Annotated in this window: 21 protein-coding genes; 6 read left to right on the top strand and 15 right to left on the bottom strand. The window is 67.3% G+C overall.

What is annotated here, in order from left to right; genetic code table 11:
• Window positions 1-2 precede the first annotated feature (2 nt).
• Window positions 3-335 (bottom strand): RnfH family protein, encoded by a 333-nt coding sequence (locus AC1D2E_RS28700; protein WP_478200548.1) that lies wholly within the window; start codon window positions 333-335, stop codon window positions 3-5.
• A complete protein-coding gene (locus AC1D2E_RS28705; RefSeq protein ID WP_478200549.1) occupies window positions 335-781 on the bottom strand; it encodes a type II toxin-antitoxin system RatA family toxin in 447 nt (148 codons plus the stop codon). Before AC1D2E_RS28705 ends, AC1D2E_RS28700 begins: the two co-directional genes overlap by 1 nt.
• A 62-nt stretch (window positions 782-843) precedes the next feature.
• Between AC1D2E_RS28705 and smpB the strand changes: the two genes are divergently transcribed.
• The 4 genes from smpB (at window position 844) to AC1D2E_RS28725 (ending at window position 3,081) form a co-directional block, all read left to right on the top strand.
• Window positions 844-1,323, top strand: coding sequence for an SsrA-binding protein SmpB (smpB, locus tag AC1D2E_RS28710; protein WP_478200550.1), 480 nt, complete (start codon window positions 844-846; stop codon window positions 1,321-1,323).
• A 69-nt stretch (window positions 1,324-1,392) separates the two neighbouring features.
• Window positions 1,393-1,902, top strand: a complete 510-nt coding sequence (locus AC1D2E_RS28715) for a sigma-70 family RNA polymerase sigma factor (protein WP_478200551.1) — start codon at window positions 1,393-1,395, stop codon at window positions 1,900-1,902.
• Between the two features lie 11 nt (window positions 1,903-1,913).
• Complete coding sequence (locus AC1D2E_RS28720) at window positions 1,914-2,651, top strand: anti-sigma factor family protein (protein WP_478200552.1); 738 nt, start codon at window positions 1,914-1,916, stop codon at window positions 2,649-2,651.
• Between the two features lie 46 nt (window positions 2,652-2,697).
• On the top strand, window positions 2,698-3,081 hold the full coding sequence (locus AC1D2E_RS28725; RefSeq protein ID WP_478200553.1) for a COG4315 family predicted lipoprotein: 384 nt from the start codon (window positions 2,698-2,700) through the stop codon (window positions 3,079-3,081).
• Between the two features lie 100 nt (window positions 3,082-3,181).
• Here AC1D2E_RS28725 and AC1D2E_RS28730 read toward each other — a convergent pair whose 3' ends face one another.
• The 12 genes from AC1D2E_RS28730 to AC1D2E_RS28785 all read right to left on the bottom strand — a co-directional run bounded on the left by AC1D2E_RS28730 (window position 3,182) and on the right by AC1D2E_RS28785 (window position 19,463).
• A complete protein-coding gene (locus AC1D2E_RS28730; RefSeq protein WP_478200566.1) occupies window positions 3,182-4,054 on the bottom strand; it encodes a DMT family transporter in 873 nt (290 codons plus the stop codon).
• 140 nt (window positions 4,055-4,194) lie between these two features.
• On the bottom strand, window positions 4,195-6,018 hold the full coding sequence (gene typA / locus AC1D2E_RS28735) for a translational GTPase TypA (RefSeq protein WP_478200554.1): 1,824 nt from the start codon (window positions 6,016-6,018) through the stop codon (window positions 4,195-4,197).
• Window positions 6,015-6,962, bottom strand: coding sequence for a tRNA pseudouridine(55) synthase TruB (gene truB, locus AC1D2E_RS28740; RefSeq protein ID WP_478200555.1), 948 nt, complete (start codon window positions 6,960-6,962; stop codon window positions 6,015-6,017). The genes typA and truB overlap by 4 nt, the downstream gene beginning before the upstream one ends.
• Window positions 6,963-6,964: 2 nt before the next feature.
• Window positions 6,965-7,336, bottom strand: a complete 372-nt coding sequence (rbfA, locus tag AC1D2E_RS28745) for a 30S ribosome-binding factor RbfA (RefSeq protein ID WP_093107543.1) — start codon at window positions 7,334-7,336, stop codon at window positions 6,965-6,967.
• Window positions 7,337-7,357: 21 nt separating this feature from the next.
• Window positions 7,358-10,276, bottom strand: a complete 2,919-nt coding sequence (gene infB / locus AC1D2E_RS28750) for a translation initiation factor IF-2 (protein ID WP_478200556.1) — start codon at window positions 10,274-10,276, stop codon at window positions 7,358-7,360.
• A 24-nt stretch (window positions 10,277-10,300) separates the two neighbouring features.
• On the bottom strand, window positions 10,301-11,785 hold the full coding sequence (nusA, locus tag AC1D2E_RS28755) for a transcription termination factor NusA (protein WP_478200557.1): 1,485 nt from the start codon (window positions 11,783-11,785) through the stop codon (window positions 10,301-10,303).
• Window positions 11,786-11,802: 17 nt separating this feature from the next.
• Window positions 11,803-12,414, bottom strand: coding sequence for a ribosome maturation factor RimP (gene rimP, locus AC1D2E_RS28760; RefSeq protein ID WP_478200558.1), 612 nt, complete (start codon window positions 12,412-12,414; stop codon window positions 11,803-11,805).
• Window positions 12,415-12,593: 179 nt separating this feature from the next.
• Complete coding sequence (locus AC1D2E_RS28765; protein WP_478200559.1) at window positions 12,594-13,799, bottom strand: YbfB/YjiJ family MFS transporter; 1,206 nt, start codon at window positions 13,797-13,799, stop codon at window positions 12,594-12,596.
• 60 nt (window positions 13,800-13,859) lie between these two features.
• Window positions 13,860-15,476, bottom strand: coding sequence for an ABC transporter ATP-binding protein (locus tag AC1D2E_RS28770; protein ID WP_478200560.1), 1,617 nt, complete (start codon window positions 15,474-15,476; stop codon window positions 13,860-13,862).
• A gap of 115 nt (window positions 15,477-15,591) precedes the next feature.
• Entirely contained in the window at window positions 15,592-16,632 is a 1,041-nt protein-coding gene (locus AC1D2E_RS28775; RefSeq protein ID WP_478200561.1) for an ABC transporter permease, read from the bottom strand.
• Window positions 16,625-17,659, bottom strand: a complete 1,035-nt coding sequence (locus tag AC1D2E_RS28780; RefSeq protein WP_478200562.1) for a microcin C ABC transporter permease YejB — start codon at window positions 17,657-17,659, stop codon at window positions 16,625-16,627. The genes AC1D2E_RS28775 and AC1D2E_RS28780 overlap by 8 nt, the downstream gene beginning before the upstream one ends.
• Before the next feature lie 7 nt (window positions 17,660-17,666).
• Window positions 17,667-19,463 (bottom strand): extracellular solute-binding protein, encoded by a 1,797-nt coding sequence (locus AC1D2E_RS28785; protein ID WP_478200563.1) that lies wholly within the window; start codon window positions 19,461-19,463, stop codon window positions 17,667-17,669.
• Window positions 19,464-19,500: 37 nt separating this feature from the next.
• On the opposite strand from AC1D2E_RS28785, the gene fabI reads away from it, so the two are divergent.
• Both fabI and AC1D2E_RS28795 read left to right on the top strand, forming a co-directional pair.
• Window positions 19,501-20,286: an enoyl-ACP reductase FabI gene (fabI, locus tag AC1D2E_RS28790; RefSeq protein ID WP_478200564.1), complete on the top strand. Its 786-nt coding sequence runs from the start codon at window positions 19,501-19,503 to the stop codon at window positions 20,284-20,286.
• Between the two features lie 72 nt (window positions 20,287-20,358).
• Window positions 20,359-21,204: a DNA ligase gene (locus AC1D2E_RS28795; RefSeq protein WP_478200567.1), complete on the top strand. Its 846-nt coding sequence runs from the start codon at window positions 20,359-20,361 to the stop codon at window positions 21,202-21,204.
• 24 nt (window positions 21,205-21,228) lie between these two features.
• Here AC1D2E_RS28795 and phnX read toward each other — a convergent pair.
• Window positions 21,229-21,843, bottom strand: a 615-nt coding sequence (gene phnX, locus AC1D2E_RS28800; protein WP_478200565.1) for a phosphonoacetaldehyde hydrolase, incomplete at its 5' end; no start/stop codon positions are given.

Here is a 21,843-nt window from a genome sequence, read left to right on the forward strand (position 1 = left end):
CCCTAGTACCCCGCCTTGCCGCCCTTGCGCCGGTTCGCGAACAATCCGGTCCCGCGCGCGCCCTGCTGGCGGAATCGCTCGCGCCGCGCCACCTTTGGGTCCACTGCGAGCGGACGGCACAGCTCGACGCGGTCGAGGTCGCTCACGCAGCGGGTCCATTCGACCGCCCGGCCCCAGATCCCCGGCGTCAGCGCCTGCCAGTCCAGTCCCGGCAACGCCTGCGGCAGGCCGCTGGCGACCACCACCTCGCGCACCGTCGCGCCTTGCGCGACTTCGAGCACCTGCTCGAAGACCTCGCGCGGCCGCGGCGAACAGGCGACGGTGACCCTCGGCATCACGAGACGCCGTAGACCTGCTCGGCGCGCTTCACGAAAGCCTCCACCAGGTTCGAGGCGATCTTGTCGAACACCGGGCCGACCAGCGCCTGGAGCGCGAAGTTGCTGAAGCCGTAGCTCAGGTTGAGCTCGACCCGGCAGGCCCGCTCGCCGTCTTCTCCGACCGGGGTGAAGGTCCAGACCCCATCGAGGTTCGAGAACGGCCCGTCGACCAGCTTCAGGTGCACCTCGCGGCCCGGCACATGGGTGTTTCGGGTGGTGAAGCTCTGGTGGAAGCCGCTGAACGCGAGGCCGACCTCGGCGGTCATGCCGTGTTCGCTCGCCTCGACGACTTTCGAGCGATCGCACCACGGCAGGAACTCGGGATACTTCGCCACATCGGTGACGAGCGCATACATCTCGTCGGCGCTGTACCAGATAAGAACGGACTTGTGGACTGTTTTCATAGAATCGGCACCGCGTGCGCGACGGATTGTATTGAAGCCATGCAGCCCTCACCTGAAACACCATGGCCACGAAAAAGAAGCAAGACCCCTCCTCCCGCATCGCCGACAACAAGAAGGCCGCGTACAACTATTTCTTCGAAGAGCGTTTCGAGGCCGGGATGGTGCTCGAAGGCTGGGAGGTCAAGTCGCTGCGCGAGGGCAAGGTGCAGCTGACCGATGGCTACGTCGTCATCCGCGACGGCGAGCTGTTCGTGATCGGCTGCCAGATCAATCCGCTGCGTTCGGCGTCCACGCACGTCACGCCGGATTCGGTGCGCACCAAGAAGCTGCTGCTGCACAAGGAGCAGATCCGCCGGCTTACGGCCAAGGTCGAGCAGAAGGGCTATACGCTGGTGCCGCTCAACCTCCACTGGAAGGCCGGCAAGGTCAAGTGCGAGATCGCGCTGGCCAAGGGCAAGGCCGAGCACGACAAGCGCGACACGATCAAGGACCGCGAAGGCAAGCGCGAGGTCGAGCGCGCCATGAAGAGCCGCAGCCGTTGAGGAAGTTTTTTTCGGGGGCGGTGGAATAAACGCCCCGCCGGCGGCGTTCGTGCATCAGGTACATCGTCCATGGATCCACGCGCCCTCGTCCMCCACATCCCGAGCCTGCGGCGCTATGCGCGCGCGCTGACCGGCGACGCCTGGGCCGCCGACGACCTGGTGCAGGACACGCTGGAGCGCGCCTGCAGCAAATGGCGGCTCTGGAGCCTGGGGACCGACCTGCGGGCCTGGCTCTTCACGATCATGCACAACCAGTTCGCCAGCCAGCTGCGGCGGGCGCCGGCACGCGCAGTCGTCGTCGATATCGACGACGCTGCGCACGAATTGCGCGCGCCCGATTCGCAGCGAGACCAGGCGATCGACCTGCAGCGCTGCCTGCTGCTGCTGGCGGAGGACCAGCGCGCGGTGCTGCTGCTGGTCGCGCTCGAGGACCTTTCGTACGACCAGGTCGCGAGGGTGCTCGGCATTCCTGCCGGCACCGTGATGTCGCGCCTGTCGCGGGCGCGCACCCGCCTGCAGGCCCTGATGGACGAAGCGCCGCCGACCTCCGGCCGCGCCGCGCTGCGCCGCCTCAAGTAACCGGGCACACCATGAACACCCCGCCGCCCCCCTCCGACGAAGACCTGCACGCCTGGCAGGCGCAGCGCGACGCCCTGCGCCAGCTGCATCGCGAGCTGCTCGACGAGCCGGTCCCGCCGATGCTGCTGGAGGCCGCGGGCATGGCGGGTGGGCGGCACGCGGCCGACGCCCGCTGGCTGCGCTGGGGCGGCATGGCGGCCGCCGTCGCGGTCGCCTTCGGTGCCGGCTGGATCGGCAATGCGCAATGGCTGCGTGCGAACGGCGACCCGTCGCGCCTGGCCCGTGCCGCACCGGCAGCCCGGGAGTTCGTGCACGCGGCGGCCGTGGCCCACGCGGTCTACTCGCCCGAGAAGCGGCACCCGGTGGAAGTGGCCGCCGCCGAGCAGCAGCACCTGGTGCAGTGGCTCTCCAGGCGGCTCGACCGGCCGCTGAAGCTGCCCGACCTGTCGGCCCAGGGCTATACGCTGGTCGGTGGCCGGCTGCTGCCGGGCAACCAGGGGCCCAGGGCGCAGTTCATGTTCGAAAGGGCCGGCGGCGACAGGGTGACGCTCTACATCGGCAGCCTGGACGAGGCGAGCGCGTCAGRTTCCGGCGAAACCGCCTTCCGTTTCACGACGGAAGGCCCGGTGCCGAGTTTCTACTGGGTCGACCGCGGCTTCGGCTACGCTCTGGCGGGCGCACTCCCGCGCGATGCCTTGCTGGGCCTCGCCACCGCGGTCTACCGTCAACTCGAAAGTGCCGGCAGCTAGACTGTCCGGGCTGCATTCCATTTTTTTAACCGAAGGAGAAAACTTCATGAAACTGCTCAGCGCCTCGATTCTTGCCGTCGCCCTGCTCGCCGGCTGCGGCAGCATGTCCGGCAAGGCGCCGGACACGCCGACCCGCACCGCCGACGGCGTCCTGATCGGCCCGACCGGCATGACGCTCTACACCTTCGATCGCGACGTCGTCGGCAGCGGCAAGTCGGTCTGCAACGGACCCTGCATCGTCGCCTGGCCGGCACTGAAGGTGGCCGACACCGCCAAGCCGATGGGCCCCTACACGATCATCGCGCGCGACGACGGCACCAAGCAGTGGGCCTACAAAGGCGCTCCGCTCTACTACTGGTCGAAGGACACCAAGGCCGGCGACAAGACCGGTGACGGCTTCAACGGCGTCTGGAAGGTGGCGCGCCCCTGAGCGAGGCGGCCGACGCGCCCAACGGGCGCGTCGACAGAGAAGGCCGGCCGCATGCGCCGGCCTTTTTCATTGGCGGCTGAGACCGGGGCGTGGGGCCAGCTCAATGCGCCGTCGGCAGCGCCTGGCGGGAGGCTTCGCGCCGATCGCGCAATCCCAGCCATTCGTTGAAGACCAGCGCGCCGATCACCAGCGCACCGCCGGTCAGCACGGCAGGCTCCGGCTCCTCGCCGGCCCCGATCCAGGCCAGCGCGATGCCGAAGATCACTTCGAGCAGGGCCAGCAGCGCCACCTCGGGCGCCTTGAGCACGCGGGCGCACAGGACCGACAGAACACAGGGAATGGCCAGCTGGAACAGCCCGAGAAAGGCCAGCAGGCCGAGGTCGTGGGCATTGGCCTGGAAGGGCCAGGCCAGCGGCAGCGTGACCAGCGAGGAGATCACCGCGCCGATCAGCACTGCGGGCACCAGGTCGATGTCGTTGCCCTCGGCGTGGGCATGCTGCACCACGGTCCAGTTGCAGGCGCCGGCCAGCGGCACGCACAGCGCCACCAGCGTGCCCAGCAGTTGCCCCTCGCCGAGCTGGGTGCCGTACATCCAGCCGATGCCGAGGCCGGCGACCACGATGGCGGCCCAGGTGCGCGCCGGCAGCCGGTGGCCGATGAAGATCCTCGCACCCAGCGCCGTCAGCAACGGCCCCAGCGCCATGGTCACCAGCACGTTGGCGACGCTGGTGAGCGTGAGCGCGACCATGAAGGCCGTGAACATCACGCTCCAGCAGACGCCGGAGATCCAGAATGCGCGGCCGCCCTTGCGGACCTTGGCGAACACCGCGCGGCCCTGCCACAGCGGCAGGATCACGACCAGCGACGCCAAGGTGAAGAAGCTGCGCCAGAACGTCACCTCGAAGCTGCGCGCATGCTCGAGGTGCCGCGTGACGACGCCGGCCGTGGCCCACATCAGCGTGACGCCGACCATCAGCCACACGGCCCTGCCGTGGGTCAACCTGGCCCCCACGCTCCCCACTGCGTGTGGTCGCTGCCCCCCGAGGGGGCCGCAGGCCGCCTTGGGGCGGCCCGGCGCCGGCCTGGACCCACGTCTTCGCATCGCTGGCGGACTTATTCGCGCGAAGCGCGCTTGCGCTCGTGTTCCTTCAGGTAGCGCTTGCGCAGGCGCACGCTCTTGGGCGTGATCTCGACCAGCTCGTCGTCCTCGATGAACTCGACGCCGTATTCGAGCGTGAGCTCGATCGGCGGCGTGATCTTGATCGCGTCTTCCTTGCCCGAGACGCGGAAGTTGGTCAGCTGCTTGGTGCGGGTGGCGTTGACCACCAGATCGTTGTCGCGGCTGTGGATGCCGACGATCATGCCCTCGTACACCGGGTCGTTGGCGCGCACGAACATGCGGCCGCGGTCGTCCAGCTTGCCCAGCGCGTAGGTGAAGATCTCGCCGTCGTCCATCGAGATCAGCACGCCGTTCTTGCGGCTGCCGATCTCGCCCTTGAAGGGTTCGTAGCGGTCGAAGATGTTCGAGATCAGGCCCGAGCCGCGCGTCAGGTTCAGGAATTCGTTGGTGAAGCCGATCAGGCCCCGCGCCGGAATGCGGTACTCGAGGCGCACGCGGCCGCGGCCGTCCGGTTCCATGTTGACCAGTTCGCCCTTGCGTTCGCCCAGCGCCTGCATCACGCCGCCCTGGTGCTGGTCCTCGATGTCGGCCGTGACCAGTTCGATCGGCTCGTGCTTCTCGCCGTTGATCTCGCGGAACACCACGCGCGGCTTGGACACGGCCATCTCGAAGCCTTCGCGGCGCATGTTCTCCAGCAGGATGGTCAGGTGCAGTTCACCGCGGCCCATGACCTCGAAGATGCCTTCCTCGTCGGTCTCGCTCACGCGCAACGCCACGTTGTGTTGCAGTTCCTTCTGCAGGCGGTCCCAGATCTGGCGGCTGGTGACGTACTTGCCTTCACGGCCGGCCAGCGGGCTGGTGTTGACGCAGAAGTTCATCGTCAGCGTCGGCTCGTCGACCTTCAACATCGGCAGCGGTGCCGGGTTCGCCGGGTCGGTCACGGTGACGCCGATGCCGATGTCGGCGATGCCGTTGATCAGCACGATCTCGCCCGGGCCGGCCTCGGTGGCCTGCACGCGCTCCAGGCCCTGGAAGGTCAGCACCTGGTTGACTCGGCCCTTGATGGCCTTGCCGTCCGGACCTTCCATCACCACCACGTCCATCATGGGCTTGATGGTGCCCTGGCTGATGCGGCCGACGCCGATGCGGCCGACGAAGGTCGAGAAGTCGAGGGCGGAGATCTGCAGCTGCAGCGGCGCGTTGGGGTCACCCTTTTGCGACGGCACGTGATTCAGGATGGTGTCGAACAGGGCCGACATGTCGGGGCCCCACTGCTCGCCCTGGCCGCCTTCTTCGAGCGACGACCAGCCGTTGATGCCCGAGGCATAGACCACCGGGAAATCGAGTTGTTCGTCGGTCGCGCCGAGCTTGTCGAACAGGTCGAAGGCGGCATTCACCACGTAGTCGGGGCGGGCGCCGGGCTTGTCGACCTTGTTCACCACCAGGATCGGCTTGAGRCCSAGGGCMAGYGCCTTCTTGGTCACGAAGCGSGTCTGGGGCATSGGGCCTTCCTGSGCRTCGATCAGCAGCACCACGCCGTCGACCATGSWCAGCGCGCGCTCSACTTCACCGCCGAAGTCSGCGTGGCCSGGGGTGTCGACGATGTTGATGTGCGTGCCCTTCCAGGTCACGGCGCAGTTCTTGGCCAGGATGGTGATGCCGCGCTCTTTTTCGATCGCGTTGTTGTCCATCACGGTGTCGACCACTTTCTCGTGCTCGGCGAAGGTGCCGGACTGGCGCAGCAGCTGGTCGACCATCGTGGTCTTGCCATGGTCCACGTGGGCGATGATGGCGATATTGCGAATCTGTTGGGTCATGGTGTCGCTTCGGTCAAAAGTAATGTCTGCTGGATTTCGATGGGGCTCAGCAGCCGCCCCGGGATCAGTTCGCCGGCCTTGACGTGGGCCGTGCCCAGGAAGGCTTCCGGCTGGTTGCCGAACACGGCTACGGCGGGCGCATCGGCCCAGTTGCCGCGCCGGCGCAGCCCGGACAGGAAGCGCCCGGCATCTTCGGCGCCGAGCGTGACGCGCGTGTGATCGGCCACCAGGGCCTCGGTCGGCAGCAGGCAGGCCAGCCGCTCGTCCTCGTTCATGGCTTCGAGGGCCTCGAGGGTCACGCATTGCGAAACTTCGAAACCGCCGGTCGCGGTGCGGCGCAGCGAAGTCAGATGGGCGCCACAACCCAGTGCCTCGCCGATGTCCTCGCCGAGCGTGCGAATGTAGGTGCCCTTGCTGACGGTCGCCTCGATGCGGAAATCGATGTCCGACAGCGCCGCCAGGGCCAGCCTGTAGATCACGACATCGCGCGGTGCGCGTTCGATCTCGATGCCTTCGCGCGCGTACTCGTACAGCGCGCGGCCGTCCTTCTTGAGCGCGCTGTGCATCGGCGGCAGCTGGCGGATCGGGCCGGTGAACCGGGCCTGCACGCGCGCCAGATCCTCCGCGCTCACGGCGACGGCCCGCTCGGCGATGACATCGCCCTCGGCATCGCCGGTGGCGGTCTTCACGCCCAGGCGCGCGCTCGCCTCATAGGTCTTGTCGGCGTCGAGATGGAGCTGGCTGAACTTGGTCGCCGAACCGAAGCACAGCGGCAGGACGCCGGTCGCGAGCGGATCGAGGGTGCCGGTGTGGCCCGCCTTTTCGGCGCGCAGCAACCACTTGGCCTTCTGCAAGGCCTGGTTGCTGGAGAGCCCCAGCGGTTTGTCGAGCAGCAACACCCCATGCACAGGGCGCCGCTGCACCCGTGTGCGTGGCGCGTTCATCTTCAGTCGTCTTTGGAACGAGAAGCGACGGCCTGCGCGATCAGCGCATTCATGTCGGCCGCACGTTCGGTCGTGCGGTCGAACTGGAAGTGCAGGGTCGGCACCGTGTGGATGTGCAGGCGCTTGAACAGGCCGTTGCGCAGGAAGCCCGCGGCCTGGTTCAGCGCCTCGGTGGTCTCGACCGGGTCGCCCACGAGCAGGCTGAAGAAGACCTTCGCGTGCGCGTAGTCGGGCGTGACCTCGACCGCCTGGATCGTGACCATGCCCACCCGCGGGTCCTTGAGCTCGCGCGCGATCAGTTCCGTCAGATCGCGCTGGATCTGATCGGCCACCTTGAAGGCGCGGTTCGGGGCTGCGGCTTTTCGTTTGGGCATGGCCAGTTTCGCTTCGGTCGCTTACAGCGTCCGGGCGATTTCCTTGATCTCGAAGAACTCGAGGTGATCGCCCTCTTTGATATCGTTGTAGTTCTTGAGCTTGATACCGCACTCGAAGCCTTCGCGCACTTCGCGGACGTCGTCCTTGAGGCGCTTGATCGAGTCGACTTCGCCGGTGTAGATCACGACGTTGTCGCGCAGCAGGCGGAAATGCGCGCTGCGGTTGACCGAGCCCGAGGTGACCATACAACCCGCGACCGTACCGATCTTGGAGGCCACGAACACGGTGCGGATCTCGGCCGAGCCGATGATCTCTTCGCGCCGCTCGGGGGCCAGCATGCCGGACATCGCGACCTTGATGTCGTCCACAGCGTCATAGATGATGCTGTAGTAGTGCAGCTGAACGCCGTTGCTCTCGGCCAGCTTGCGCGCACCGGCATCGGCCCGCACGTTGAAGCCGATCACGATGGCCTTCGAGGCGATCGCGAGGTTGATGTCGCTCTCGCTGATGCCGCCGACTCCGGCGTACACCATCTGCACCTTGACCTCTTCGGTCGCCAGCTTGAGCAGCGATTGCGCCAGTGCTTCCTGCGAACCCTGGACGTCGGCCTTGATGATGATCCGCAGCGTCTGCACTTCGCCGGCCGAGAGGTCGGTGAACATGTTCTGCAGGTTCGCGGCCTRGGCCTTCGCCAGCTTGGTGTTGCGGAACTTGCCGGCCCGGTAGGTGGCGATCTCGCGCGCACGGCGCTCGTCGGCCATCACCATGAACTCGTCGCCCGCTTGAGGCACTTCGGTCAGGCCCTGGATCTCGACCGGGATCGACGGACCCGCCGACTTGATGGTCTTGCCGTCCTCGTCGATCATGGCGCGCACGCGGCCATAGGTCGAGCCGGCCAGCACCACGTCGCCGGTCTTGAGGGTGCCGGACTGGACCAGCACCGTCGCCACCGGGCCGCGGCCCTTGTCGAGCTGGGCTTCGATGACCAGGCCCTTGGCGGCGGCATCGACCGGCGCCTTGAGTTCCAGCACTTCGGCCTGCAGCAGCACCTGCTCGAGCAGGCTGTCGACGCCCTGCCCCGTCTTGGCGGAGACCGGCACGAAGGGCACATCGCCGCCGTACTCTTCAGGCACGACTTCTTCGGCGACCAGCTCCTGCTTGACGCGGTCGAGGTTGGCATCGGCCTTGTCGATCTTGTTGATCGCGACCACGATCGGCACACCCGCCGCCTTCGCGTGCTTGATGGCTTCCTTGGTCTGCGGCATGACGCCGTCGTCGGCCGCAACCACCAGGATCACGATGTCGGTGGCCTGCGCACCGCGGGCACGCATGGCGGTGAACGCCTCGTGGCCCGGGGTGTCGAGGAAGGACACCATGCCGCGGTCTGTCAGGACGTGGTACGCCCCGATGTGCTGCGTGATGCCGCCGGCTTCGCCCGCGGCCACCTTGGCGCGGCGGATGTAGTCCAGCAGCGAGGTCTTGCCGTGGTCGACGTGGCCCATGACGGTCACGACCGGAGCGCGCGGCAGGGCTTCGGCCTGCTGAGCCGACACGTCGTCGTCGGTGAAGGCTTCCGGGTCGTCGAGCGCGGCGACCACCGCGTTGTGGCCCATTTCCTCCACGATGATCATCGCGGTGTCCTGGTCGAGCGACTGGTTGATGGTCGCCATCTGGCCGAGCTTCATCAGTTGCTTGATGACCTCGCCCGCCTTGACGGCCATCTTGTGCGCGAGCTCCGACACCGTGATGGTTTCGGGCACGTGCACTTCGAGGATGCGCGCCTCGACCGGTGCCGCCGGCATGCGCTCTTCGTGGCCTCCGCGATCGTTGCCGCGACGGCCACGCGGGCCTCCGCGCCAGTTGCCGCGGCCGACACCGCCGCTGGCATCGCCGCGGGTCTTGATTTCCTTCTTCTTGGCCGTGTCGCCAGCCCAGCTCGAGGAGAGCTTGGCGGACTTGACTTCCTTGCCGGCGCCGGCGCCGGGCGCGGCAGCGGTGCCCGGTGCAGCGGGCGCACCCGGCCGGGCCGGCGGTGCGGTCGGCTTGTGCAGCGTGCCCTTGACGGCCGCCTTCTCGGGCGCCGGCTTCTCGGGCGCCTTGTGCGGCACCAGCACGCGCGCCGGTGCATTCATCATGGCGCGGATGGCCTCGGCCTCGGCCAGCGCCTTGCGGCGGCGTTCGTCGAGGTCCTTGGCACGGGCGGCTTCCTCGTCGGCGCGGGCCTTCGATTCGGCGGCGGCCTTGGCCTTGGCATCGTCCTTGGCCTGCGTCGCGGCCGCCTCGGCAGCCGCCTTGCGGTCGGTCACGGCCGGGGCCTCTTCAGGCGCTTCGGGCGCACCTTCGGTCACGGTGGCGGCCGCGGCGGCCTCGGCCGCCTTCTTGCTGGCGGCCTTCGCCTCCTGCTCGGCACGCTCGGCGCGCTCGAGCTTCTCGCGCTCGCGGGCTTCGGTTTCTTCGCGCAGGCGGCGCTTCTCGGCCAGTTCTTCTTCCTGGCGGCGGATCAATTCGGCCTGGCGGCGGGCGTCTTCCTCGCGGCGGGCGAGCTCGGCTTCGTCGATCCGGGGTGCTGCGGGCGCTGCAGCGGCGGGCGCCTCGGCCTCGGCGGCTGCGCTCGCCTCCGGCACGGCGGGATGGCCCTCGTCGCGCTGGATGAAGGTTCGCTTCTTGCGCACTTCGACCTGGATGGTGCGGGCGCGTCCGGTGGCGTCGGCCTGCTTGATCTCGCTGGTCGACTTCTTGGTCAGCGTGATCTTCTTGCGCTCGGGCTCGACCGTGCCGTGGCTGGCCTTCAGGAAGCCGAGCAGGCGCTGCTTGTCGGCCTCGCTGAGCGCGTCGGTGACGGCCTGCTTGGGCACGCCTGCGCTCTTGAGCTGGTCAAGCAAGGTTTCGGGAGTCTTCTTGAGTTCGTTCGCGAACTCGGCGACAGTGGTACTGGACATATTGGTTTCGTGCCTCCATGACCGTCACTCTTGGCCGGCGAACCAATGTTCGCGGGCTTTCAAGATCAGGTTCTTGGCCTCATCGGCGCTTTGGCCGGTGATTTCGGTGAGTTCATCGACCGCGAGGTCGGCCAGGTCGTCACGGGTGTGCACACCCGCCTCGGCCAATTTGGGAATCAGGGCCGGGTCGAGGCCGGCGAGGTCGCGCAGATCCTGCGAAACGCTCTCGACGTCCTCTTCACGGGCGATCTCCGCCGTCAACAACGCATCCTTGGCGCGCGAACGCAGCTCGTTGATGGTGTCTTCGTCGAAGCTCTCGATCTCGAGCAGCTCGGAGATCGGCACGTAGGCCACTTCCTCGAGGCTGGTGAAACCTTCGGAGATCAGGATGTCGGCGATTTCCTCGTCGACGTCGAGCTTCTCCATGAACAGCTTGCGGCTGGCATCGGTTTCGGTCGCCTGCTTCTGGGCCGACTCGTTGGCGTCCATGATGTTGATCTTCCAGCCGGTCAGGTCGGAGGCGAGCCTCACGTTCTGGCCGCCACGGCCGATCGCGATCGCGAGGTTTTCCTCGTCGACCACCACGTCCATTGCATGTTTCTCTTCGTCGACCACGATCGACGACACGTTGGCCGGCGCCAGGGCGCCGATCACGAACTGGGCCGGGTCCTCGCTCCACAGCACGATGTCGACGCGCTCGCCGGCGAGTTCGTTGGTCACCGCGTTGACACGGGTGCCACGCACGCCGACGCAGGTGCCGATCGGGTCGACCCGCTTGTCGTGGGAGAGCACCGCGATCTTGGCGCGCGAACCGGGGTCGCGGGCGCAGCTCTTGATTTCGAGCAGGCCCTGCTCGATCTCGGGCACTTCCTGGCGGAACAGCTCGATCATGAACTCGGGCGCCGAGCGCGACAGGATGATCGGCGCGCCGCGCAGGGTCAGGTCGACCTCCATGATCATGGCCCGCACGCGGTCGCCGTTGCGCAGGTTTTCCTTGGCGATCATCTCGCTGCGGCGCAGGCGGCCTTCGACCCTGCCCGCTTCGACGATGATGTCGCCCTTGTCCAGGCGCTTGACGGTGCCGGTGAAGATCCTCTCGCCGCGCGACATGAAGTCGTTGAGCAGCATCTCGCGCTCGGCGTCGCGGATCTTCTGCAGGATCACCTGCTTGGCGGCCATGGCGCCGATGCGGCCGATCGGCACCGAATCCACCGATTCCTCGATGTACTCGTCGACCTCGATGTCGGGCATTTCTTCCTTGGCTTCGAACAGCAGGATTTCCTGGTCGGGCAGCTGCAGGCCGGCTTCGTCCGGAACCACGTGCCAGCGGCGGAAGGTCTCGTAGTCGCCACTGTCACGGTCGACGGCGACGCGAATGTCCACATCGCCCTGGTAGAGCTTCTTGGTGGCTTGCGCCAGGGCGGATTCGACCGCGCCGAAGACGACGTCGCGTTCGACGTTCTTCTCGCGCGAGATCGCATCCACCAACATCAACATTTCGCGATTCATGCCACCACTCTCCTCGTTCAGTCCGACACCGCGGTGCCGGGTTTTGGCCTGCGCCCATTGAAATCCACTATCGGGGCGAGCCGCGCTTCGCGCAACTCGTCCAATGCAAAGCCCAGTGCCTGCAACGGGGCAGGCACGCGCTTCTTGCTGACCTTCTGGCCGGGCTTCGCGGCCGGCTCCTCGCTCCAGACGATCTGCCATCCGGGAGTACCGTCTGCGGCTGCGACGCGCTCCAGCGTGCCGCGAAATTTCTTGCGATTGGCAGCCACCTGGCCCGCCGCCGCCGCACCCATCGGCGCCTTCAGCGTGATGTCGATCACTTCGCCGACAAAACGCTCGAAATCCTGTTCGTTGCGCAGCGGCCGGTCGATACCCGGCGACGACACCTCGAGCCGCTTATATTCGGCGCCATCGACCTCGAGCGCAAACTGCAGCTGCCGCGTGACCTTCTCGCAATCCTCGACCGTGATGAAAGGCTCCGGCATTCCTGCGGCGGCCGCTTCCAAGTTGGGGCCGGCCCAGGGCAAATCAATCGTGACGCGCAGCAATCCCCCGGCCGATCGTTCGATCTCGACCAGGTCGTAGCCGAGCCCGGCCACGGTTTGTTCCACTGTCTGCTGCAATGCCACGTGTCTTTGTTCGCCTYTGAATTCGAGCCGATGCCGCGGGTCTGCGGCATTTAACGTTTCGCGCCGCCCGCCAGCGACATCGAAAATGCTTCGACCAATAAAAAACGGGCGGTTGGTACCCGCCCGTTTGGTCGTGAGCCTCGAATTATATGCCAAATTCGTTACAGAAACAGGGGTTTCTACGCCCTCCGGGCGGTTTCGGCGGCTGCGGAACGCCACCAAACCATTGCAAAAAGCAACGCACCGACGGCCAGAGCCGCGGCGGCGACCAGCAGGGGCACGGCAAACGACCCGGTCCGCTGGGCCAGCGGAGCGGCGAACAGGGGGCCCAGGATCTGGCCGACGCCGTAGGAAGCGGTCGCATAGCCGATCAGGCCGGCCGACGCATTGCCGCGCAGCCGGCGCGCATCCCGCATCGCGAAAAGGGTGATGGCCGTGAACGGCATGCCCAGCAGCAGGCTGCCGAGCCCGAAACCCCAGATCGTCGGCCAGGCCACCGACAGCACGACCCCGAACGCCTGCAGCGCGTAGGCGACCGCGAGCAGCAGCCGATTGTCCCAGTGGACCGGCGCCCGCGCACCGATCAGCGCGCCGGGAACGATCGCCAGTCCGAACAGCGGCCAGAAGAAGTCCGGCCACGGCGAGCCGGGCATCGCCTGCCGGGCGATCACCGGCAGGAAGGTCGCGGTGATGATGTAGCCGAAGCCCGCCAGGCCGTAGAGGCCGACCAGCCAGCGGGCGTCGCGGCGCGCCACCGCCGATGCGGCGGCCGATGGTGCAGCGCTCGGCGCCGCCGAGGCGCCGGCCGGCGCCGATTCGCCATCGCCGAAAATGCGCCAGATCACGGCGATCAGCGCCAGCGACAGCAGGCCGAAGCCGATCCAGCCGGCCTCCGAACCCCAGCGCCCCAGTGCGCCGCCAAGCAGGCCGGTCGCCGCGATCCCGATGCCGGGCCCGGTGTAGATCACGCCGGCCAGTGCCGGCGCGCCGGTTTCCGCCAGGCGGCGCAGGCCCCAGCCGGAGGCGAAGACGAAAGTCCAGGCGCTCATGACACCCGCCGCGGTGCGCAGCACGCCCCACCACGTGAATCCCTGCAGCAAGCCCATGCCGAGCAGCAGCGCCGCAGTGGCGACGAGGCCGCCACGCACCATGCTGGCGGGCTTGACGCGGATCGCCGCGCAGCTGACGGCACCCAGGAAGTAGCCCAGGTAGTTGAGCGACGCCAGCACGCCGCCGGCCTGCAGCTCGAGCTTGCCCTCGTGCAGCATGACCGGCAGCATCGGCGTGAAGGCGAAGCGCCCGAGGCCCATGGCGACGGCCAGTGTCACCATGCAGGCCAGGGCAGCGCGCCAGGCTGCGTGCCTGTCGTAGCCGATCAACGACATTTCATTCCTTTGTTGTAGCAAAAAACCGCTGCGCAGTTTCTTGGTCTGTCCCGCAAGGTCTCAGCTTGCCAGGGCCGCGGCCACCAGCTTCTGCGTATAGGGATGCTCGGGGGCATCGAGCACGCGCTCGACCGGCCCCGATTCGAGAATGGCGCCGTCCTTCATCACGATGACCTGGTGCGCCATGGCCCGGATCACCTCGACGTCGTGGGTGATCAGCAGGTAGCTCAGCCCACGCTCGCGCTGCAGCCTCTGCAGCAGGCCCAGCACCTGCTTCTGGATCGTGACGTCGAGCGCGCTGGTCGGCTCGTCGAGCACCAGCAGCTTCGGGTCGACGATCAGGGCCCGCGCGATCGCCAGCCGCTGACGCTGGCCGCCCGAGAACTCGTGCGGATAGCGGTCGAGCAACGACGGAAAGTGGGCCTCGCTCAGGCCGACATCGGCCAGCGCGGTCAATGCCCGGTCGCGGCGGGCGCGGGCGTCCAGTTCCGGCGCATGCACCGTGAGGCCTTCGCCGACGATCTGCTCGACCGTCATGCGCGGCGACAGCGATGAGAACGGATCCTGGAAGACCACCTGCATCAGCCGGCGCAGTTCGCGGTCGCTGCGGCCGCCCGCGGCCCACTGCCGCCCCGCGACGGCTAGACGCCCCTGGTGCTTCAGGAGCCCGAGCGCCGCCAGGGCCAGCGTCGACTTGCCCGATCCCGATTCACCGACGACGCCGAGCGTCTCGCCCGGCGCGATGCGGAAGTCGGCGCCCTGCACGGCCACGAACTCGCCCTTGGTGAACCAGCCCCTGATGCCGGGGCGCGGCACCGGATAGATCACGCGCAGCCCGGCGGCCTCGAGCACCGGCGGCGCCTGCGGGTCGACCGCCACCGGAGCGACATCCCGGGTCGGGCGGCTGTCGATCAGCTTTCGCGTGTAGGGGTGCCGCGGCGCATCGAACACCGCGGCCACCGGGCCCTGCTCGACGAGGTGGCCGTTCTCCATCACGGCCACGCGATCGGCAAAACGGCGCACCAGATTCAGGTCGTGCGTGATCAGCAGCACCGCCATGCCGTGCTTGCGCTGCAGTTCGGTCAGCAGGTCGAGGATTTGCGCGCGCACGGTGACGTCGAGCGCGGTGGTGGGTTCGTCGGCCATCAGCAGGCGCGGTTTGCAGGCCAGGGCCATCGCGATCATCGCGCGCTGGCGCTGGCCGCCGGAGAGCTGGTGCGGGAACGCCCGCGCCCGCCGCGCCGGCTCGGGAATGCCGGTGTCGGCCAGCAACTGCACGGCCGCCTCGCGCGCCGCGCTCGCCGACAGGCCCTGGTGCAGCTCGAGCACCTCGGCGATCTGGTCGCCGACCGGATAGAGCGCATTCAGCGCGGTCATCGGCTCCTGGAAGATCATCGCGATCTCCTTGCCGCGGATGCCGCGCAATTGCCGCTCGGGCAGCGCCAGCAGTTCGCGCACCGCGCCGCCGCCCTCCCCTGCGAATGTCGCGCGCCCCGACAACTGCGCGTTCTGCGCCAGGCGCAGCAGGCTCAAGGCAGTCACCGTCTTGCCGGAGCCCGACTCGCCGACCAGCGCAAGCTTCTCGCCCGGCGCGATATCGAAGTCGATGCCGTGCACGACTTCCTTGCCGGAGAAGGCGGCGCTCAGGCCGCGCACGCTCAGGAGTGCCTCGCTCATAAGGCAACCTCCGTGCTTCGCACTGCGGTGCGAGCGCCTTCGGGCGGCCGGGCGGCGCTGGCAACCTCCGTGCTTCGCACTGCGGTGCGAGCGCCTTCGGGCGGCCGGGCGGCGCTCATTGTTCGGCCTTCCGCGGATCGAGCGCGTCGCGCAGCGCATCGCCCATGAAAGTGAGCAGCATCAGCGTCAGCACCAGCACGCCGAAAGTCGACATCGAGATCCACCAGGCATCGATGTTGGCCTTGCCCTGGCTCAGCAGTTCGCCGAGCGATGGCGTGCCCGGCGGCACGCCCAGGCCGAGGAAGTCGAGCGAAGTCAGCGCCAGGATCGCCGCGCTCATCCGGAACGGCAGGAAGGTCACGACCGGCGTCATGCTGTTGGGCAGGATGTGCTTCCACATGATCTGCAGGTTGCCGACGCCGAGCGCCCGCGCGGCGCGCACGTAGTCCATCTGTCGGTTGCGCAGGAACTCGGCGCGCACGTAGTCGGACAGGCCCATCCAGCCGAACAGGCTCAGCAGGATCAGCAGCAGCGAGACGCTGGGCGCAAAGATCGCGCTGAAGATGATCAGCAGGTAGAGCTCGGGCATCGAACCCCAGACCTCGATGAAGCGCTGGAACGCGAGGTCGGTCTTGCCGGCGAAGAAGCCCTGGATGGCGCCCGTGACGATGCCCAGCACCACGCCGACGAAAGTCAGCGCCAGGGCGAACAGCACGCTCACCCGGAAACCGTAGATAAGTTGCGCCAGCAGGTCGCGGCCGCGGTCGTCGCTGCCGAGGAAATTTTCGGCCGAAGGCGCCGCCGGATTCGGGGATTTCGCGAAGTAGTTGAGCGTCTTCGGGCCGTAGGGATTCGGCGCGTAGAGGGCCCAGTTGGCGCCGGCGGTGATGCGCTCGCGAATGAATGGATCGAGGTAGTCGGCCGGGGTCTCGAAGTCGCCGCCGAAGGTCTTTTCCGAGTAGTCGCGCAACACCGGAAAGTAGGTCTGGCCTTCGTAGCGCACCACCAGCGGCTTGTCGGTGGAGAGCCCTTCGGCGAACAGGCTCAGCACCACCAGCAGCGTGAAGAGGACCAGGCTCCAGTAGCCGAGCCGGTTGCGCTTGAAGCGCAACCAGGCACGACGGCCGGGCGAAAGCGTGGCGCCGCCGCTAGTCAAACTTCACCCTCGGGTCCACCAGTACGTAGCAAAGATCGCTGACCAGCTTGGTCACCAGCCCGATCAGCGTGAACAGGTAGAGCGTGCCCAGCACCACTGGATAGTCCCGCCGGATCACGCTCTCATAGCTCAGCAGGCCCAGGCCGTCGAGCGAGAACAGCGTCTCGATCAGCAGGGAACCCGTGAAGAAGGCGCCGATGAACGCCGCCGGGAAACCCGTGACGATGGGGATCAGCGCGTTGCGGAACACGTGCTTCCACAGCACCTCGCGCTCGGTCAGGCCCTTGGCGCGCGCGGTCAGCACGTACTGCTTGCGGATCTCCTCCAGGAAGGCGTTCTTGGTCAGCATGGCCGTGACGGCGAAGCTGCCGAGCACCATCGCCGTCACGGGCAGCGCGATATGCCAGAGGTAGTCGACGATTCTCGCGCCCCAGCCCATGGACTCCCAGCCCGACGAGGTCAAGCCCCGGAGCGGAAACCACTGCAGTTGCCCGCCGAAGACCACGAGCAGCGCGACACCCAGCACGAAGCCCGGAATGGCATAGCCCACCAGCACCAGCAGCGTGGTCAGGAAGTCGAAGCGCGTGCCCGCCCTCACCGCCTTGGCAACGCCCAGCGGCACGGCGATCAGGTAGCTGATGAAGAAAGTCCACAGCCCCAGGCTGATCGACACCGGCATCTTTTCCTTGACCAGGTCCCACACGGCCTTGCGTTGATAGAAACTCGTTCCCAGGTCGAAGTGCGCATAGGACTTCAGCATTTGCCAGAAGCGTTCGAGCGGCGGCTTGTCGAAACCGTAGAGCTGCTTGATCTCCTCGATGCGCTGGGGATCGAGCCCTTGCCGCCCCCGATAGCCTGCGCCGCTCGCGGCGGCCCGCTCGCCACCGGAATCGCGGCCCTGCAACTGGGACACCATCTGCTCGACCGGCCCCCCCGGCACGAACTGGATCACGACGAAGGTCAACAGCAGCACGCCGAACAGGGTCGGCACCATCAGCAGCAGGCGTTTGAGGATGTAGCTGACCATCGCCTGCCTACTTGTTGGCGGGCGATGCCCACCAGGTGCTCATGGCCCAGTCGTGGGCGTCGTAGTAGGGTGGGATCACGGGGGGCAGCACGAAAGGCTTCGGATGGTAGCCGATCAGGAAGGCACCGCCGTAGTACTGCGGAATCGAGTAGTACCCGTGGGAAAGGACGCGGTCCAGCGCACGCATGGCGGCGCTGAGTTCGGGACGCGTGGTGGCGCTCACGACCTTTTGCACCAGCGCATCCACGGCAGGGTCGGCGATGCCCCAGATGTTTCGCGAGCCATGGGTCGCGGCGGCCTCCGAGCCGAACAGCTCGAGCAGTTCGCCGCCCGGCGCCGTGCTGCCCGGCAAGCGCACGGTCGTCATCTCGAATTCGAAGTTGTCCATGCGCTGCTGGGCCAGCGAGAAGTCGACCGTGCGAAACGTCATCTGGATGCCCAGCTTCTGCAGCGCCGACTGGAACGGCGTCGCGACGCGGATCAGCGAAGGCTGGTCGTTGAGAAACTCGATCGTGAAGATTTCGCCCTTCTCGTCGCGCAAGGCGCCATCCCGATAGGCCCACCCTGCTTCAGCCAGCAAGGCGCGTGCCTTGCGCAGGTTCTCGCGCAGGCTGCCCGGCGGCGCGGTACTCGGCGAGACCACGGCAGGGCCGAAGACCTCGGGCCGCAGCTTGTCGCGCAAGGGCTCGAGCAGCGCCAGTTCTTCCGGCGTCGGCAGTCCTTCGGCGTGAAACTCGCTGTTCGGGAAATAGCCCTCGACGCGCTTGTACAGCCCGTAGAAGAGCTGCCGGTTGAGCCACTCGAAATCCACCGCGAGCCCGATCGCCTGACGCACCCGGATGTCCTTGAACTTCGGATTGCGCGCGTTGAAGACGTAGCCCTGGAAATCACCGGGGTTCCTGTTCTCGAAGGCGCGTTTCACGAGCTCGCCGGATTCGAACTGCTTGCCCTTGTACTGGCGGGCCCAGTTGCGCGAAGTGAATTCGCGCATGAAGTCGTACTCGCCGGCCTTGAGGCCCTCGAAGCGCGCCGTGTCGTCCAGGTAGATCCTGTAGGTGACGCGGTCGAAGTTGAAGAAGCCCTTGCGCACCGGCAGGTCGGCCCCCCAGTAGTTCGGATCGCGCGTGTAAGTGATGTCCCGGCCCATGCGCCGGTTCACCAGCTTGTAGGGCCCCGAGCCGATCGGCAGGTCGGTCGTGATCTGATCGAAGGGCTTGCCGCCGCCCCAGGCCCGGCTGAACACCGGCATGCCGCCAACCACCAGCGGAAGCTCGGGATTGGGGCTCTTGAAATCGAAGCGCACGGTTCGTTCGTCGACCGCCTTGATGCCCTTCACTTCCGCATAGATCGTCTTGAACTGGGGGGCCGCCAGCTTGCTGGTCAGCGTGGTGAACGAGTGCACGACGTCCGCCGCCAGCACCGGACTGCCGTCGTTGAAACGCGCCTTGGGATGGATCCTGAAGGTGGCGGACTTCTTGTCCGCAGCGACCGCTACGTCCTCCGCCAGGAGGCCGTAGGCGGTGGTCGGCTCCTCCGAATTGCCCGTCAACAGGCTCTCGAACATCAGGTTGCCGATGCCGTACGGTGCCGTGCCCTTGAGCGTGAAGGGATTGAACTTGTCGAAGTTGGTCGGCCGCGTCGGCGGGACCATGCGGATCTCGCCGCCCTTGGGCGCCTGCGGATTGACATAGTCGAAGTGGGTGAACCCCGCCGGGTACTTGATGTCGCCGAACTGGGCGTAGGCATGCGCCGCCCAGGAGGGCGCCGCGCAAAGCGCCAACACGAAAAGAAGCCAAACCCGCATGCGAGAATTCTGCCCAAGATTTACACGAGGTCGTCCCATGGGCTTTCTTTCCGGCAAAAAACTTCTGATCACGGGCGTTCTGAGCAACCGCTCCATCGCCTACGGCATCGCCAAGGCCTGCCATGCGCAAGGCGCCGAGCTGGCTTTCAGCTACGTCGGCGAGCGCTTCAAGGACCGCATCACCGAGTTTGCGGCCGATTTCGACTCCAAGCTGGTGTTCGACTGCGATGTCGGCGACGACGCCCAGATCGACAAGCTGTTCGCCGACCTGGCCCAGAGCTGGCCCACCTTCGATGGCTTCGTCCACAGCATCGGCTTCGCACCGCGCGAGGCGATCGCCGGCGACTTCCTGGAGGGCCTGTCGCGCGAAGGCTTCAAGATCGCGCACGACATCAGTGCCTACAGCTTTCCGGCCATGGCCAAGGCGGCCCTGCCCTACCTCAACGACAAGTCGGCGCTGCTCACGCTGACCTACCTGGGCGCGATCCGGGCCCTGCCCAACTACAACACCATGGGGCTGGCCAAGGCCTCGCTCGAAGCCTCGGTGCGCTACCTGGCCGAGTCGCTCGGCCCCAAGGGCATGCGCGTCAACGGCATCAGCGCCGGCCCGATCAAGACSCTGGCSGCMAGCGGCATCAAGGATTTCGGCAAGMTGCTGTCGGCGATCTCGAAGGTGGCGCCGATGCGCCGCAACGTGACCATCGAGGAAGTCGGCAATGTCGCCGCCTTCCTGCTGAGCGATCTCGCGAGCGGCGTGACCGCCGAGATCACCTATGTGGACGGCGGCTTCAGCCAGGTGGTGGGCGGAGTGTCGGAAGGCTAGTCGCGTTCCGGACGATCGGGCGCGCCAGCGCCTTGGCGATGGTTGGGCAGGGAGGACTTGTCAATGAACAAGATGGATCGACGGGCATTCGTCCTGGCGGGGCTGGCCGCGCTGGCATCGACCGCGCTGGCCGGCAATGCCGCGCCTCCCTTGATGCTGGCCGAGGTGTATCGCCCCGGCATGTCGCTGGCGGACTACTGGGTCAGCGAGAAGTTCGACGGCGTGCGGGGCTACTGGGACGGCAAGCAGCTGTGGACCCGCGGCGGCGAGCGGATCGCGGCGCCGGCGTGGTTCACCGCCGCGCTGCCGGCGGTGCCGATGGACGGCGAACTCTGGGCCGGGCGCGGCCGCTTCGCACACGCGGTCTCGACCGTGCGCAGCCAGACGCCGAACGATGTCGCGTGGCGCCAGATGCGCTTCATGGTCTTCGATCTGCCGGCCGCGCCGGGCGACTTCACGAGCCGGCTCGCGGCCTTGCGCAAGCTGCTGCCGATCACCGAAGCGCCCTGGATCGTGCCGGTTCCGCAACTTCGCGCCACCACCCACGATGACCTGCAGGCCCTGCTCGACAAGACCGTGCGGATGGGCGGCGAAGGCCTGATGCTGCACCGGGGCGGCTCGCTCTACCGGGCCGAACGCAACAGCGACCTGGTCAAGGTCAAGCCCTTCGACGACGCCGATGCGCGCGTGATCTCCTACGTACCGGGCCGCGGCAAGCATGGCGGCCGGATGGGCGCGCTGTGGGTCGAGACGACCGACGGCAAGCGCTTCAAGCTCGGCGGCGGCTTCAGCGACGCCGAGCGCGAGAACCCGCCGGCCATCGGCAGCTGGGTGACCTACCGCTACAACGGCACCAACCCGAGCGGCCTGCCGCGCTTTGCGCGCTTCCTGCGCGAGCGCCCCGACCTGAGCGACTGAACCGCGACCACCCGAATGCGTGCCTCAGGGCAAGATGCCCTGCCCCAGCTTCGACTCGATGTCTTCCAGCACCGGCAGCAGGTCGGCCACGCTGTCGATCACATAGTGCGCACCGGAGGCCTCGAGCTTCGCCGTGGCGGCGGCGCGCAGTTCCTGCTGGCGTCCGGCGTCGAGTGCCTGCCAGTCGGCCAGCGGCAGGCCGACCGCATTGCCGCTGACCGCCAGCCCGACGGTCCAGGTGCCGGCATTCACGCCCTCCTCGATGCCGACGCCGGTGTCGTCCACCTTGACCACGGTCGACGGCGGCCAGACGCCGAGGTCGGCGAAACTGCGATACATCATCAGCGGGCTCGGCCGGCCCGCCGCCAGGTCGCCGGCGCAGACCAGGTTGTCCGGCACGTAGCCGCCGGCCGCCGCGATCGGTGTCACGATGTCCATGATCGGCCGGTTGTAGCCGGTGGTCGAACCGATCTTCAGGCCGCGCGCGCGCAAGGTGTCGACCATCTCGACCGCACCGGGAATGAAGTCGGCAAAGTCCGCCACGATGGCCGCGTTCATCGGCGTGAAGATCTCGTAGAGCCGGTCGACGTCGGCGTCGTCGAAGGGCTTGCCCTGGCGTTCCAGCCATTGGGCCGCCAC

It is taken from the genome of Variovorax sp. P1_H2 (genome assembly GCF_056405295.1).